The sequence below is a fragment of the Erwinia sp. MMLR14_017 genome (assembly GCF_033657285.1).
Taxonomy (GTDB): Bacteria; Pseudomonadota; Gammaproteobacteria; order Enterobacterales; family Enterobacteriaceae; genus Erwinia.
Window position 1 is genome coordinate 44,081 of the sequence record NZ_JAWVWP010000008.1, and the last position, 14,570, is coordinate 58,650.

Annotated in this window: 15 protein-coding genes and 1 other RNA gene; 6 read left to right on the plus strand and 10 right to left on the minus strand. The window is 48.1% G+C overall.

Going from position 1 to position 14,570, the window contains the following annotated elements; translation table 11 throughout:
• Positions 1 to 296 precede the first annotated feature (296 nt).
• Complete coding sequence (locus SD961_RS14215) at positions 297 to 1,007, plus strand: hypothetical protein (RefSeq protein ID WP_318790999.1); 711 nt, start codon at positions 297 to 299, stop codon at positions 1,005 to 1,007.
• Positions 1,004 to 1,255 (plus strand): ogr/Delta-like zinc finger family protein, encoded by a 252-nt coding sequence (locus SD961_RS14220; protein ID WP_318791000.1) that lies wholly within the window; start codon positions 1,004 to 1,006, stop codon positions 1,253 to 1,255. Before SD961_RS14215 ends, SD961_RS14220 begins: the two co-directional genes overlap by 4 nt.
• Before the next feature lie 249 nt (positions 1,256 to 1,504).
• Here SD961_RS14220 and SD961_RS14225 read toward each other — a convergent pair whose 3' ends face one another.
• The 5 genes from SD961_RS14225 to smpB form a co-directional block, all read right to left on the minus strand.
• A complete protein-coding gene (locus tag SD961_RS14225; RefSeq protein WP_318791001.1) occupies positions 1,505 to 2,872 on the minus strand; it encodes a hypothetical protein in 1,368 nt (455 codons plus the stop codon).
• A complete protein-coding gene (locus SD961_RS14230) occupies positions 2,865 to 4,496 on the minus strand; it encodes a VPA1262 family N-terminal domain-containing protein (protein ID WP_318791002.1) in 1,632 nt (543 codons plus the stop codon). The genes SD961_RS14225 and SD961_RS14230 overlap by 8 nt, the downstream gene beginning before the upstream one ends.
• Positions 4,497 to 4,505: 9 nt before the next feature.
• Complete coding sequence (locus tag SD961_RS14235) at positions 4,506 to 5,717, minus strand: integrase domain-containing protein (protein ID WP_318791003.1); 1,212 nt, start codon at positions 5,715 to 5,717, stop codon at positions 4,506 to 4,508.
• A gap of 183 nt (positions 5,718 to 5,900) precedes the next feature.
• Positions 5,901 to 6,264, minus strand: a transfer-messenger RNA (tmRNA) gene (gene ssrA / locus SD961_RS14240).
• Positions 6,265 to 6,311: 47 nt separating this feature from the next.
• On the minus strand, positions 6,312 to 6,794 hold the full coding sequence (smpB, locus tag SD961_RS14245; protein ID WP_318791004.1) for an SsrA-binding protein SmpB: 483 nt from the start codon (positions 6,792 to 6,794) through the stop codon (positions 6,312 to 6,314).
• A gap of 158 nt (positions 6,795 to 6,952) precedes the next feature.
• On the opposite strand from smpB, the gene SD961_RS14250 reads away from it, so the two are divergent.
• Together SD961_RS14250 and SD961_RS14255 are read left to right on the plus strand one after the other, a co-directional pair.
• Complete coding sequence (locus SD961_RS14250; protein ID WP_318791005.1) at positions 6,953 to 7,387, plus strand: type II toxin-antitoxin system RatA family toxin; 435 nt, start codon at positions 6,953 to 6,955, stop codon at positions 7,385 to 7,387.
• Positions 7,380 to 7,667, plus strand: coding sequence for an RnfH family protein (locus SD961_RS14255; protein ID WP_318791006.1), 288 nt, complete (start codon positions 7,380 to 7,382; stop codon positions 7,665 to 7,667). The genes SD961_RS14250 and SD961_RS14255 overlap by 8 nt, the downstream gene beginning before the upstream one ends.
• Positions 7,668 to 7,709: 42 nt before the next feature.
• Here the strand turns inward: SD961_RS14255 and bamE are convergent, their stop codons facing one another.
• From bamE to nadK, 3 genes are all read right to left on the minus strand, one after another.
• Complete coding sequence (gene bamE / locus SD961_RS14260) at positions 7,710 to 8,054, minus strand: outer membrane protein assembly factor BamE (protein ID WP_318791007.1); 345 nt, start codon at positions 8,052 to 8,054, stop codon at positions 7,710 to 7,712.
• A gap of 153 nt (positions 8,055 to 8,207) precedes the next feature.
• On the minus strand, positions 8,208 to 9,869 hold the full coding sequence (recN, locus tag SD961_RS14265) for a DNA repair protein RecN (RefSeq protein ID WP_318791008.1): 1,662 nt from the start codon (positions 9,867 to 9,869) through the stop codon (positions 8,208 to 8,210).
• Between the two features lie 88 nt (positions 9,870 to 9,957).
• Positions 9,958 to 10,836 carry an NAD(+) kinase gene (gene nadK, locus SD961_RS14270; protein WP_318791009.1) on the minus strand — a complete coding sequence of 293 codons (879 nt, stop codon included), beginning with the start codon at positions 10,834 to 10,836 and terminating at the stop codon, positions 9,958 to 9,960.
• A 124-nt stretch (positions 10,837 to 10,960) separates the two neighbouring features.
• Here nadK and grpE point away from each other — a divergent pair, with 124 nt between their 5' ends.
• Entirely contained in the window at positions 10,961 to 11,542 is a 582-nt protein-coding gene (grpE, locus tag SD961_RS14275; RefSeq protein WP_318791010.1) for a nucleotide exchange factor GrpE, read from the plus strand.
• 49 nt (positions 11,543 to 11,591) lie between these two features.
• Here grpE and ung read toward each other — a convergent pair whose 3' ends face one another.
• On the minus strand, positions 11,592 to 12,272 hold the full coding sequence (gene ung, locus SD961_RS14280) for a uracil-DNA glycosylase (RefSeq protein WP_318791011.1): 681 nt from the start codon (positions 12,270 to 12,272) through the stop codon (positions 11,592 to 11,594).
• A gap of 299 nt (positions 12,273 to 12,571) precedes the next feature.
• On the opposite strand from ung, the gene grcA reads away from it, so the two are divergent.
• Positions 12,572 to 12,955, plus strand: coding sequence for an autonomous glycyl radical cofactor GrcA (grcA, locus tag SD961_RS14285; RefSeq protein WP_306211214.1), 384 nt, complete (start codon positions 12,572 to 12,574; stop codon positions 12,953 to 12,955).
• A 245-nt stretch (positions 12,956 to 13,200) separates the two neighbouring features.
• Here the strand turns inward: grcA and srmB are convergent, their stop codons facing one another.
• Positions 13,201 to 14,529 (minus strand): ATP-dependent RNA helicase SrmB, encoded by a 1,329-nt coding sequence (gene srmB / locus SD961_RS14290; protein ID WP_318791012.1) that lies wholly within the window; start codon positions 14,527 to 14,529, stop codon positions 13,201 to 13,203.
• Between the last annotated feature and the right edge of the window lie 41 nt (positions 14,530 to 14,570).

Below are 14,570 nucleotides of genomic sequence, written 5' to 3' on the forward strand. Positions count from 1 at the left end.
AAATAACATTCAAAAAAGCTTGCCAGAAAAAGGCTGTTTAAAAAGCAGGTGAACAGTGGTGAACACTTGGTGAACAGTTCATTCTCAAGTGTTCACCACTTTACTTGCTGTATTTATTATCTTTTTTATTGGGGTGAAGAGTAGTGAACAGTTTTATATAAAACTAAAAGCTCAGCAGGGGTTGTCAGGTCAGAATGTAACCGTGTTTGCTGAGCGACAGGCAGACAGCAATGGAATGATTTGTCCGGTGGTGAACGACAGAATAGCGACATACTTTACAGACAGAGAGAAAAGCAATGAGCACCCCGGAAAAAAGTGGCACCCTGGCAGCCTTTGAGCAGGCCCGTACTGCACACCTTGAGAAGATGAAAGAGTACAACGCCATCAGTGCCGATATCGCCCGCTGTACGAAAGAGCGTGAAGCGGCCATTGAGGCAGGGAAGGAAGCCGAAACGAACTGGCGCACCCGCTTTCGCAGCCTGCGCGGCAACCTGACCGACGAGCTGAAGGCGGAACACAGCCAGCGCATTGCCAGTCGTGAACTGGCCGACGAGTTCACCGGCCTGATTGAAGAGCTGGAGATGGATAAGCAGGTCTCCATGCTGAATGCATGCGGCACGGGTAAGGACTATGTATATGCGCACAAGCTGGCTTTTAACGAGTTTGCCGATGCGACCTGGCAATCGGCGCTGCGTAACGTCAGCCCGTCCCTGTTGTGGGCCATCCGCCTGCGCCTTCAGCGTGAAAAGGTCAATCCCCGTGACGACGACGAGCGCAGCGACGTACAGGTCGTGGCGGAGCTGATTGGTAATGCGCTGACCCGTGCGGCCGCAGCGCTGCCTGAGAAAGCGCTGACGGAAGCGCCGGTGCTGGAGAATATCGGCCTGTGGCGCCCGGCACTCACCGGGGTGGATATGGCGCTGTATGCCAGTCCGGGGAAGCGCAACAAGCTGTGGGACGCCATCCATGTACACCGCCCGTGGATAAAGGAAGGTAAAAGGAAATGATGCACTGCCCGTACTGCAAAAGCCCGGCGCATGCCAAATCGAGCCGCTATATGTCTGAACAGGTGAAGGAGCGCTATCACCAGTGTACTAACCTCGACTGCTCCTGCTCGTTCAAAACCAGTGAGAGCATCACTAAGGTGATTACTGCGCCGCCGCAGCCAGAACCGGCCCCCGCTATTACTCCGGAACCGGTAAAAGAACGCCAGATGCTCGGGCGCTATGGCTCAGCCTTCCGCACCCTTCATTGACCACAACGGCCGCTGAAAACAGCGGCTTTTTTGTGTCCGCTTTTAGTCTGTTCAACGCCTTTTTTCTGGCCAGCCCGGTTTGTAAAGAGCGAAGCATGCACAGGGTGCATGGATTTGCATGCAGAATGTGGCCTTAAAGATGCCCCTTCAGCCCGTGCCTGGCACGGCTTTACCCGGTTCATGCAGCTGCATAAAAAACGATGCACAAAGCGGGCAGGCGAGGCGGGGGTAGCATTGCGCGCAAAAGCTTTAAGCCCCAAAAAGCATCTGGTGATATTTTGAAATCTCAAGGTTAAATCGTAACGACAGATCCATTCTTGAATCGTTCTTTTCATATGCTAAATTTGCATGGAAAGGTAATTGTAGAGTAGATGCGCATCTGTAATAGTAACTAACTTGCTCTGATTTTGAAGCATGCCATATGATATCTATGGATGACAATTTCTCCCATGTTTTATTAATGAATTGTTCCCTTTCTTTTTCAGTGATGTTGTTTAAAAAATATTGTGTTACAGGGTAATCTAATTCTGATGAGGAAACAGAAAATAATAAATCATTATTACTGGAGCCAAAATCCCATTTACACCACGCCGTAAATGCTTTTTCCCAGCATAGTGACTGTAAAGCCAAAGTAGAATATTGTTTGAACACTGTCAAACATTGTGCAACTGGCTCTCTGGAGTTAGTGTAGGAATAGTCTAAACTATTGTTATGGAGGATAATTGAGTTAAGGTATGAATCTAGAACCTCTGGAGTATTAATGAGGGCTAAAGCTTTGCCTAAATCGGGTTGTATGCGAGGGAATCTACAGGGGTATGAATTTATATACTTCATCCAATAGTCGAAATCCCCTTTTCTGTAAAGAGCTTGAAATAATTCAAGTAAATAATTGCTGCTGATTTTTACATTGTTTTTATTGATGTTTGTGTTATTTATAATATAGAATGCTAAGGTTTTTGAAACATGTTCGGTACTGGATGTAATGATTAATTCGATTGCTTTTTCTAAGCTAATGCAAGATGAAAGGCAGTATGTTTTGATTATGCTTGTTGAACTGGATAAAACATTGTAAAGCGTCTCGCAGTCATATTCAGCTAAAATGTATAATGAAATTTTGACATCGTTAGGTATTATGGCTGGTAGCAGTTCGTTGTAGTAACTTAAGTGTCGACCAATAATTTCAGGGGAATCAGAGGAATGAAATTTAAACATATCTAGCTCTGTAATTTTGAAACGTTCAAAATATTGTTCGCTAAATTCCCTAGGTATATGATAGTTAATTATGCAAATTCGAGCATGATTCAATACATCAGCACAAGGGGATTTTTTATTAACGATCTTGGATATTATGAATTCAGGATTTTTAAGATGGCTGATTAAAATCAGAATTGATGACCAGTTTTCTTTTTTTTCAAAAACTTCTTTTAACGCATCAATGGCATAATGATTGTGGCTATGTAAACGGGGATCATTGCTCGGATATTCAAATAAGTAATAGAGTCCTGAGTTTTCTACCACTTCTTTGAAATCACGATATCCGGATTCATGACTCATGGAGTCAATAATAGCAAGAGTATTTTTTATTGAATCAAGTAATTGGTTCCAATTATTAAACATTGCTATGCCTCCACACTAAACAATCACTACCTGATAAAGAGTCCCATAGGTCTAAAAAAGCATCAGCAACCAATTGTGCGTCCTGTACTTTTTGTAGTATATGATGACTTGTGCCAAATGAGTTAATTGATGTACCTAAAGACCATGCTAAAGTATTCGATTGATAATCAGTTGAGGGGAAAATAATAAATCTGTCATGAAAATCCCATCCATTATTTCCTGTTTTACATCTAAACTCTAAATTTAAAGTCTTAATAGTCTCTAAAGGTAAAGCATTAAAGCTTTCCTTGTATTTTCTTATGGTATGTAGTGCTTTTGATTCATGAATGTCGCGTGATGGGGTTTCATTTGAGTCTGGTGGTAACTCTAATGAACCTATGGCTCTCATAACTGATTTTGAGTATTTGTTCATCAATAATGTGTCGAATAAATCTTGAAAACTTAAATAAGGATCCCATAACCAGACAGCATGTTCTCCATATTGATTGATTAAGTAAACTAAATCCTCAAGAGCTTTGATTTTTGATTGCTTTTTATTAATGCCTTTTGCATTGTATTGAACAAAATTACGGCTTTGTCTTAATTTTGTACTGTTATTTTCATAAATTCTTTTTTTTGTCCAATTAATAATCGGTTTTGCGTTGTGTGGATTTGCTATGTTATTGTCTGGTTTTAATACACTAACTACTTTTGACAGTCCATTATACGTTAACACCCTTTCATTAAGTGTGGAAACTGTAGTTGTAATTCTTGCATCAGGTGATATGAAGGCAGATGGTCTGGTTCTTGCTAGAATGAAATTATTTTCAGGATCCCAAATGGTACCAATGTGAGAGCGTTTGTTTGCTATTGGTAATGAAGTTTTAGACTCGCCATTTTTTAGGATTTTTGTATAGTAACCTTCGCAGATGTTATCATTTTCACTTAAGTGACAGTTTATTATTAAGTCCCTTTTACAAGCGTGTTCATGCCAGGCTATATTACAATTTAAAAAGTGCGTCTCATTTTCTTTTTCTAGCCCAAAGTTTGCCATTAAAATGCTACTAGGTATTTGCAGTAAGAAATTGCCTATTCTATCTGAAACACTTGAAATATATAAAGGTAGGGCTTCATATATTTTATCAGATAACTTTTGTAAGCCTTGAGGAGATGATAACAATTCTTGATGATTTTCTTTATCGAAATCAAACCATTCAAAAACATAACTTCCATTGTGAAAGTTGTTTTTTAGTATGTTATTTATTGGTACTGATTCATATGAATCAGGAGAGACAAAATACTTATCTACTCTTTTTAAGTTGTTAATGTGAATTTGATTTTTATCCCATACGCCATCATTGTTTAATCTCCCTAGCTTAAGAATGAGTTCGTCAATTTCAATATAATATCTTTTAATGCCAAAACTCCAGTTCTTAAAATGGTTGATGGAGATTGGTTTGTTTGTTAAAAATGATTCTCCTGTGATGATTGGTTTGTTGATATTCTCAGCAACCATTAATGTTAAAATATTACTAAGTTTTTTATTAGGGGATATTGAGAACACTTCTGTAACTTCAATAATATTATGGAAGCCAAGTATTCCGTCCTGTAATGCTAACTCGATGTCATTGATTATAGTTTGCATGATTAATGATTACCGTGATTTTTTACCGATACTGCACTCATGAATATTATCTCCCCACCAATCCATTAATTCTTTTCTTTTGAGTAAGTAGGTAGAACGATTGTAGGCACGTCTTACTTCGTTTTTATCGCAATGAGCTAAAGCTGCTTCGATAACATCGGCATTAAGGCCAGCTTCGTTCATAGCTGTACTCGCAATAGAGCGGAGGCCATGAGCAACTAGTTTTCCGCCAAAACCAATACGCTTTAAAGCTGCATTAGCAGTTTGGCTATTCATTGGCTGTTTAGGGTTATTTCTGCTGGGAAAAACATGTTCACGGTGAGCGCTGATTGGCTTCATCACATCTAGAATCTCCATTGCTTGGGGAGATAAAGGTACTGTGTGCTCTCGTTTTGCCTTCATCCGTTCGGCTGGAATCGCCCAAAGCTTGGCATCAAGATCGATCTCCGCCCATCGAGCACCGGATGCTTCAGAAGGACGCACAAGAGTCAGGAGTTGCCATTCAATCAGACAGCGGGTCGGAACAGATAAATTCGACATCACCAGCGAACGCATGAGCTTCGGCAATTCCTCTGGTCGTAGCGTCGGCATATTCTGTTTTTTAGGCTTTTCAAAAGCCATCCCAATCCCAGAAGCAGGATTAGCATCAATCAGCCCGGTATTAATCGCATAGATCATAATCTCGTTAATGCGCTGTACCAGACGGCGAACGGTTTCAAGAGCGCCTCTAGCCTTAATCGGCTCCAAGGCTTCAACCAGCTTACGGGCTTTAATTTCCTGCACGGGAATCTCGCCAATGGCAGGGAAAACATCTTTCTCAAGAGAACGCCAGATATCCTTAGCGTAATCCGGCGTAACGCTGGCTTGCTTCAAAGTAAACCAGTTAGCGGCCACGGTTGAGAAAATGCTATCTAACGCGATCTGCTGCTGTTCTGTGAGCTGTTCGGCCTGCGTCTGTGGGTCAATGCCATTAGCGAGTAAGGAGAGGTAATCAGCACGCACGCGTCTGGCATCTGCCAACGACAGGGCCGGGAAGGCACCCAAGCCCATCATAGTGCGCTGCTTTGTTGCTGGCCGCTGATAGCGAAAGCGCCAGAGCTTCTTTCCGGTGGTTTTTACCACCATAAAAAGTCCGTCGCCATCATGCAGCGTCAAATCTTTATCAATGGCTTTGGATCGAAGAACTTCTGTGTTGGTGAGGGGGCGCGTAGTCCTTGCCATACGGGGCTTTCCTGCGTGAATTGGTATACGTTATTGGCATACATCTTACCGTATACCAATACGTATACCAATTATCACCGGATTTGGCTGGATCTCTACGGACTACTACAGACGTAAAAAAGCCCGCGAGGCTGGTTCCAGGCGGGCTTTCAGGACTTTCCCGGACGTATCCGGTACATAATGTGGTGGAGCTGGCGGGAGTTGAACCCGCGTCCAGAATTACTACACCGTCGGCACTACATGCTTAGTCCAGTCTTTACATTCGCCGGTCAGCTGCGAACGGACACGCTACTGACAAACTAGCCTGATTAGATTTAATGCTTCAGCCCCAGGCAGGACATCCACACGATCTCTTTTGTGTTTGACCTCTCTTGATCCCCGTCCTAAGAGCGGAGGCTAGGGAGAGAGGGCTCTGAGCAGGTTATTAAGCTGCTAGTGCGTAGTTTTCGTCGTTTGCAACTATTTTTTTGCGGCTTTTAACGAGGCAAACCGCCCCTCGGCATGCTCCTTGGGCTTCGCAAATCCTGTCGAATCCAGAATCAGCCCCAGGTACTGTGAAGCAGTATAACAGAAAATGTCGTCTACGCCAAAGGCTTAGCGATTGGCATGTTTCATAATACGTGCTTTGTCTGTCTGCCACTCGCGATCTTTAATGTTATCGCGCTTGTCGTGCTCTTTCTTACCTTTAGCCACGCCGATTTTCAGCTTAGCCCAGGCATTTTTCCAGTACATCGACAGGGGAACAATGGTGTAACCGTCGCGGTTAGCTTTGCCAAACAGCGACGCCAGCTCACGCTCCTTCAGCAACAGCTTGCGGGTGCGGGTAGGGTCGCAGACTACATGGGAAGAGGCGCCAATCAGCGGCTGGAAGGTAGCTCCGAACAGGAAAGCTTCGCCATCACGCAGCATAATATAGCTTTCGCTGATGTTGGCCTTGCCGGCGCGGAGTGATTTGACTTCCCATCCCTGGAGCGACAGTCCCGCTTCGAACTCTTCTTCAACGAAGTATTCATGGCGAGCCCGTTTGTTCATGGCAATGGTAGCGGAACCGGGTTTATGTGCTTTTTTCTTAGTCATAGTGCCACTTAGTTTACATGAAGCAGTGATTGAAGGCATCCCCTGTAACAAACGAGACGGGGAAAAGCGCTATTTTAGCAGAACGCTGGCGGCTGAGGATTTTTGTTTACCTGGCGCCGATGGTATTATTGGTAAATTGAAGATTAACAGGAAACGTTATGTCTCAGATTAGTCGTTCTGCGCTGGTGCCCTATAGCGCTGAGCAAATGTTCCGGTTGGTAAACGATGTCGATGCCTATCCGGAGTTTCTCCCAGGGTGTACCGGTAGCCGTGTTCTGGATGCAACAGATCAACAGATGACGGCATCGGTTGATGTATCAAAAGCCGGAATCAGCAAAACTTTCGTCACGCGCAACACGCTGACCGATAATCAGAGCATTCATATGCAACTGGTCGATGGTCCGTTTCGTAAGCTGACGGGGGGCTGGCAGTTCACGCCATTAAGCGAAGATGCCTGCAAAGTAGAGCTGAACCTGGAGTTCGAGTTTACCAATATGCTGGTTGAGATGGCGTTCGGACGCATCTTTAAAGAGCTGGCAAGCAGTATGGTGCAGGCGTTTACCAAACGCGCGAAAGAGGTCTACAGTGCCTGATATCGCTGTTGAAGTGGTTTATGCACTGCCTGAAAAACAGTATCTCTATACGGTGAATGTTGAGGAAGGCTCTACCGTTGAAGAGGCGATTAAGGCTTCAGGTTTACTTGAACTCCGTAGCGATATCGATCTCGCTAAAAACAAGGTTGGGATATTTAGTCGTCCGGTAAAGCTGGGGGATGAAGTGCAGAGTGGTGACCGGATTGAAATTTACCGGCCGCTGCTGGCTGACCCAAAAGAGCTTCGCCGCCTGCGTGCCGAACGCGCAGCAAAAAAATAAGGCGCCTCAGCGCCTTACGAATTCATCAAACCTCTTAAACCGCTATTTCTTGCCGGTCAGCGTTGGCTTGTTATCAATGTTAGTCAGCGTACCCTTGCCGTCAAAGGTCAGCGTTAGCGTCTGTTGGGTCACCGGCTCATGGCCTGGCTCCTGGCGGAAAACGTAATACCAGACGTTGCTACCAAACGGATCGCGCATCATCGGCGTGCCCAGGGTGTATGCCACCTGCTGTTGCGTCATGCCGGTATGAATTTTAGAAACATCATTCGCAACCAGGTAGTTGCCCTGGTTGATGTCTGGCCGGTAAACCACTCGCTCCAGAGTGGAACATCCAGCGGTCATCATCAGAAGAACCACCGCCGCAGCAGTCAGCGTTTTACAGCGCATAAGTATCTTTATTCCTTTTCGGGCCAACAATCTGGCTGCATCGAACACTCGCTACGATGACAGCGTAAGAAGACGATGATAATAAACCTTTCCGCAGTTTGAAACCTCTACGAAGCAAGGATATGACCACAACAGGCCAAAAAAGTGCGGCAATCAGGCTGCTAAAAGCTCCTTTGCGTTTGCCAGCGTGTTGCGGGTAACCTCGCTGCCGCCAAGCAGACGGGCGAGTTCCTGCAGACGGGCGCGCTTGTCCAGCGGCTGCATATGGGTTTCCGTCATCTCGCCATCGGTCTCTTTGCTGACATAAAAATGTTGGTGGCCACAGCCGGCTACCTGCGGCAGATGGGTGACGCACATCACCTGCGTGGACTCGCCTAACTGACGCAACATCTTACCTACCACTGCCGCTGTTGGTCCGCTGATCCCTACATCCACCTCATCGAAGATCAGCGCTGGTGTATCCATCTTACGGGCGGTAATCACCTGAATGGCCAGAGCAATACGTGAAAGCTCACCACCAGACGCCACTTTCGAGAGCGGTTGCAGCGGCTGACCTGGGTTAGTGGTGACGCGGAAATCAATACGGTCAGCGCCTTCAGCGGTAAGATGATCGGCATTGAACTGGACTTCGATGCCCAGTCGCCCGTGCGGCATGGAGAGCGTATGCATACTCTCCCCAATTAACCGGCTCAGCTCTTCAGCAAAATGAACCCGGCGCTGATGCAGCTGCTCTGCACAGATCATGGCTGCACGATGATGGCGCGCAACGGTCTGAGAAAGCTCCTCCTGATCGCTCTCCTGCTGATCCAACAGGTTTTGCTCTTCCAGCAGCTGCTGGTGGAAGAGCGGCAGCTCCTCCGGTGAGATATGATGTTTGCGGGCGAGAGCAATCTGACGCGAAAGGCGCTGCTCCAACTCGTACAACCGGTTAGGATCAAGATCCAGACGTTCACAGTAGTGACGCAGCTCGTCACTCGCTTCACTGATCTGAATTGAGGCTTCATCCAGCATGGTGGACACGCCGCTCAGCTTATCATCCATAGAGAGCAATTCGTTCAGCAACTGTTGCGCGGTATAGAGCTGGTTCAGCAGGGTCTTCTCTTCACCGTCGGCCAGCAGCATCAGTGCCTGCTGGCTGGTGGAAAGCAGCTGGCCGCTGTTAGCCAGACGTTTGTATTCTTCATCGATGGCTTCATATTCACCTGCCACCGGGGCAAATTCATTGAGTTCTTTCAGCTGATATTGCAGCAGCTCACGACGCGCCTCACGCTCCTGAGAAGCCTGCTGATGCTGAGCCAGTATGCGGCAGCTTTGATGCCATTGACGGTAGCTCTCTGCCATTTGCTGCTTCAACTCTGTTTCGCCAGCATAACCGTCGAGCAGCGTTTTTTGATGCTCAGGCTTAAGCAGAAGCTGGTGTGCATGCTGACCATGGATCTGGATAAGACGCTGGCCGAGATCGCGCAGTTGCGAAAGGGGAACGGCAGTGCCGTTAATAAAACCACGGGAACGTCCATCGCTGCTGATGACGCGGCGCAACAGGCATTCACTCCCTTCGTCCAGCTGATTCTCTACCAGCCACGCGAAGGCAGAAGGGGTATCTTTAAGCGAAAAACGGGCGCAAATATCCGCGCGGGCTGCACCCTGACGCACCATATCTGCTTCCGCACGACCGCCAAGGCACAAGCCGAGCGCATCAATAGCAATGGATTTCCCGGCACCGGTTTCGCCGGTGATTGCGGTCATGCCACGCTGAAAATCGATTTCAAGTTCACGAACAATCGCAAAGTTACTGATGGTCAGTTGTGCGAGCATAATTGGCGTTCCTGTATGAAAACACAGATATGGTTTTTCATACAGTATATACTGGAATTATAACCAGTAAAGTAGCTGGCACCGCTTTTTAAAACAATTTTTTCGACCATGCAAGTTTAGAGCTTAAGGTATTAAAGTAATTGTAATTTTGCGGGTGGATTAAATTGAGATGATCGTCATTACGCCGGATCAATACGTCTTCACCTTCCTGAATAGGCAGGGCGATCTGGCTGTCACAGCTCACTTCCAGGTCGCTGCGCATATGGGAAAAGCGCAGACGAATAGTGCTGCTGCTGTTGATCACTAACGGACGGGCCGAGAGCGTATGTGGGAACATGGGAACGATAGCAATGGCATCCAGCGAGGGCGTTAAAATAGGGCCGCCAGCGGAGAGAGAATAGGCTGTCGAACCGGTTGGTGTAGAGATAATCAGGCCATCAGAGCGCTGCGAGAAAGCGAAAGTCTCATCTATATAGACCTCAAACTCAATCATATGGGCAACTTTGCCGGGATGCAGAACGACTTCGTTAATGGCCGTGCCAATCCGCGGTTCGCGCCCCTGGCGGCAGACCTGCGCTTCCAGCAAAAAGCGGCTCTCTGTAATATATTTTCCTTCCAGCACATCAGCTAACTGCTGCTGGGCATTATCCGGGTCCAGATCGGTCAGAAAGCCGAGATTACCGCGGTTTATCCCAATAACTTTGATGTCGTAACGGGCAAGCACGCGCGCTGCGCCCAGCATATTGCCATCTCCGCCAACTACTACCGCCAGGTCAGCCCGCTGACCAATTTCCGCCAGCGTACCGGTTTCCACATCGTTCAGATTCAGCTCACGGGCGATCTGTTCCTCAATGATGACCTCATAGCCTTTTGTCGTCAGCCAGCGGTAAAGCATCTCGTGCGTCGTCAGCGCTGTCGGATGACGCGGATGCCCCACAATCCCGATGCAATTGAAATGTTTGTTCATGATGCTGGCGTTCCTCATGAGGTAAACTACCTCAGACAATGTGATCGGTTCCCTTGAAACCGCAGTTCTGATCCCCATAATAAGCGAACCAGCGAGATGAATGTGCAAAAACGCGGAGAAATTCATGAGTAGTAAAGAACAGAACACCCCAAACGAGCAAGTCTCAGACGAGATTGAGATGGAGCAGGCGCAAACCCAGGACGCAGAGGCAGCTGAAGCGGTGGATCCTCGTGATGACCGCATTGCCGAGCTGGAAGTCCAGCTGGCGCAGTCTCAGGGTGGCGTGCGTGAAGCGCAAATCCGTGCTCAGGCGGAGATTGAAAACATCCGTCGTCGCGCCGAACTGGACGTGGAAAAAGCGCATAAATTTGCACTGGAAAAATTCGCCAACGAGCTGCTTCCAGTGATCGACAGCCTGGAACGTGCGCTGGAAGTGGCTGATAAAGCCAACCCGGACCTTACCTCAATGGTGGAAGGGATCGAGTTAACCCTGAAATCTTTGCTGGGCGCGGTGCGTAAATTCGGTGTGGAAGTGATTGGCGACGTTAACGTGCCTTTCAACCCGGAACTGCATCAGGCAATGTCTATGATGGAATCCGAGGATGTGGCACCAAACCACGTTCTGATGGTCATGCAGCGTGGCTACACGCTCAATGGTCGTCTGCTTCGTCCGGCAATGGTTGCCGTGGCTAAAGCCAAAGCCTGATCGGCTGCAATAATGAAAAAAGCACCCTCGGGTGCTTTTTTTTATGGCGTTATTCAGGCAGAACCGGCTGCCAGTCAATCGGCTTCTCTCCCTGCTTTACCAGCCATTCATTGGCCTGCGAGAAGTGAGCGCTACCAAAGAACCCCCGGTGAGCGGAGAGAGGAGAGGGGTGAGGTGCCTGCAACACATGGTGGCGTTGGCGGTCAATAATGCTGCCTTTCTTCTGTGCGTGAGAACCCCACAGTAAAAATACCACCCCTTCGCGATGTTCATTAATCGCGGAGATCACCGTGTCGGTAAAGGTCTCCCAACCAAACTGGGCATGAGAATGCGCTTTGCCTGCTTCAACGGTTAATACCGTGTTCAGCAGCATTACCCCCTGACGCGCCCAGCTCTCCAGAAAACCATGTGTTGGACGCTGAAAGCCGGGAATATCTGTTACCAGCTCTTTATACATATTAACCAGCGAAGGCGGTACCGCTACGCCAGGCAACACAGAAAAGGCCAGCCCATGCGCCTGATGAGGACCGTGATATGGGTCCTGCCCCAAAATCACCACCTTGACGTCACTCAGTTCCGTCAGGCGAAATGCATTGAATACATCCTTCTGAGGTGGATAGACCGTTTTCCCTGATGCGCGTGCCTGAGCCACTTTAGCCAGCGTTTCAATGAAATAGGGTTTCTCTTTTTCCTCTGCCAGCACATCGTGCCAGGTCAGCGTTTTGGCCATGGTCGCCTCCTTGATAGATTGCTGATTAGCTTAACGTGGATCCGCAGCGGGGAGAACTTAAAATATTGTTGAAAACTTAAAATATTGTTGAAAACTTACAAATAAATATTAAAGCGTGGATCGCCTAAAACTAAACTAAATCAATTAGTTGATTTTAATAGCCGCATAAGGGGCAGTAAAATATTGATTTTGGTCAAAGAAGCCGCATAACGGTGCTGTTATACAGATCGGATAGGTCAGGCGCACCCCCTTTCTTACCCGCTGGCTTTGGTCAGCCGTTACTGCCTGGAGGCATAATTATGATTACCGGAATTCAGATTACTCAAGCATCCAATCACGCATTGCTGAACTCATTCTGGCTGTTAGATGATGAGAAAGCGGAAGCCCGCTGCGTATGCGCTAAAGCAGGCTACAGCGAAGATCAGATCGTGCCAGTCAGTGAGCTGGGTAAGATCGAATATCGTGAGATTCCCTTAGAAGTTAAACCAGAAGTGCGCGTGGAAGGCGGCCAGCATCTCAACGTTAACGTACTGCGTCGTGAAACGTTACAGGATGCTGTAGAGCACCCGGAAAAATATCCGCAGCTGACTATCCGCGTTTCTGGTTACGCGGTGCGTTTCAATTCATTGACGCCAGAGCAGCAGCGCGACGTAATTGCCCGCACCTTTACTGAAAGCCTTTAATTAAAGCCGTTAAAAGGCGCTTCACGGAGGCGCAAGGGGAGCGGGTGGTGAAAACAACACCATCTGCCTGCCCCTGTCAGGTTGATGAAAATAAAGCTTAAATAGCTCGCTTCATCAGTGCCCTGATGACCTGATCGGCTAAAAAAAGGGGTTCCGGCGGGAGTAGCAGAGCAACCGCGCGTTTCCCCCGATTCAGACCATAAAAAAACCGCCTCCAGGAGGCGGTTTTTTGTAGCGCGGTGTGTTTATTCAGCACTGTCCGTTTTCGCTGCCACAGGCTTGCGGCGCTTACCAATATTTTTGGTATCGCGATGACGCTCTTTCGCGCGCGGCTTGCTCTCTTTCTGCTCGCTCTCTTTCTTCTCCTGACGCTTCGCCAACACCTTTTTAGAAGGCTTTCCGTTCAGCTTTTCGCTTGGCGGGCGCGTGGTAGGGCGCAGCTCATCAATGGTGCGTGATTTCAGCGGCTCTTTGATATAGCGGGTAACTTTACCCAGCAATACGTTGTCATGCGCTTCTACCAGAGAAATGGCGATACCTTTTTTACCGGCGCGGCCGGTGCGGCCAATACGGTGCAGGTAAGTGTCTGAGGTACGCGGCATATCAAAGTTAAATACGTGGCTGACATCTTCGATGTCGATGCCACGTGCGGCCACATCGGTTGCAACCAGCACGTTCACACGACCATCGACAACGCGTTTGATCGCTTCGTTACGCTTGAACTGCTCCAGTTCACCTTCCAGATAGCTGGTGTTGATGCCCGCTTCACGCAGCCAGCCGCACAGCTCGTGCACTCGCTCACGTTTACGCACAAACACCACGGAACGGGTCACCTCTGGCTGCTTCAGCATATGAATAAGCAGCGCCGTTTTATGCTTGATATCATCAGCACGGTAGTACCACTGCTGAATCTTTTTGCGTTCACGACGGGCCGGGTCCGCTTCAATCTCTTCTGGCTCATTCAGCAGACGCTCGGAGAAATCTTTAATCGCATCGCCTTCCAGCGTGGCAGAGAACAGCAACGTCTGGTTACGCCAGCGCGTTTCGGCTGCAATGGTTTCGATATCCTGTGCGAAACCCATGTCCAGCATGCGATCCGCTTCATCGAGGATTAACGTCTCTACCGCGCGGCAGTCAAAGTTCTCTTCTTTGATGTACTGCAGCAGACGGCCCGTGGTCGCAACGACTATGTCCTGATTTTCGCTGAACACTTCCGCGTGGTTCATGTACGCCACACCACCGGTTATCGTCGCGATATCCAGATGGGTATATTTCGCCAGCTCACGCGCCTGGTCAGCAACCTGCATCGCCAGTTCACGGGTCGGGGTGACAATCAGAATGCGGGGCGGACCCGATTTTTTACGCGGGAAATCGAGCAGATGCTGAAGCACGGGCAGCAGATAAGCCGCCGTTTTGCCTGTACCGGTTGGTGCCGAACCCAGAACGTCACGACCCTCCAGTGCAGGCGGGATCGCAGCGGCCTGGATAGCCGTAGGGCGCGTATAGCCCTTTTCCTGCAGAGCTTTCAGCAGGCTTTCATCAAGTTCGAGTTCGGAAAAAGTGGTTACAGTCATGGTCTACCTCAGTTTGGGGCGCTGATTATAGACAGATTGAA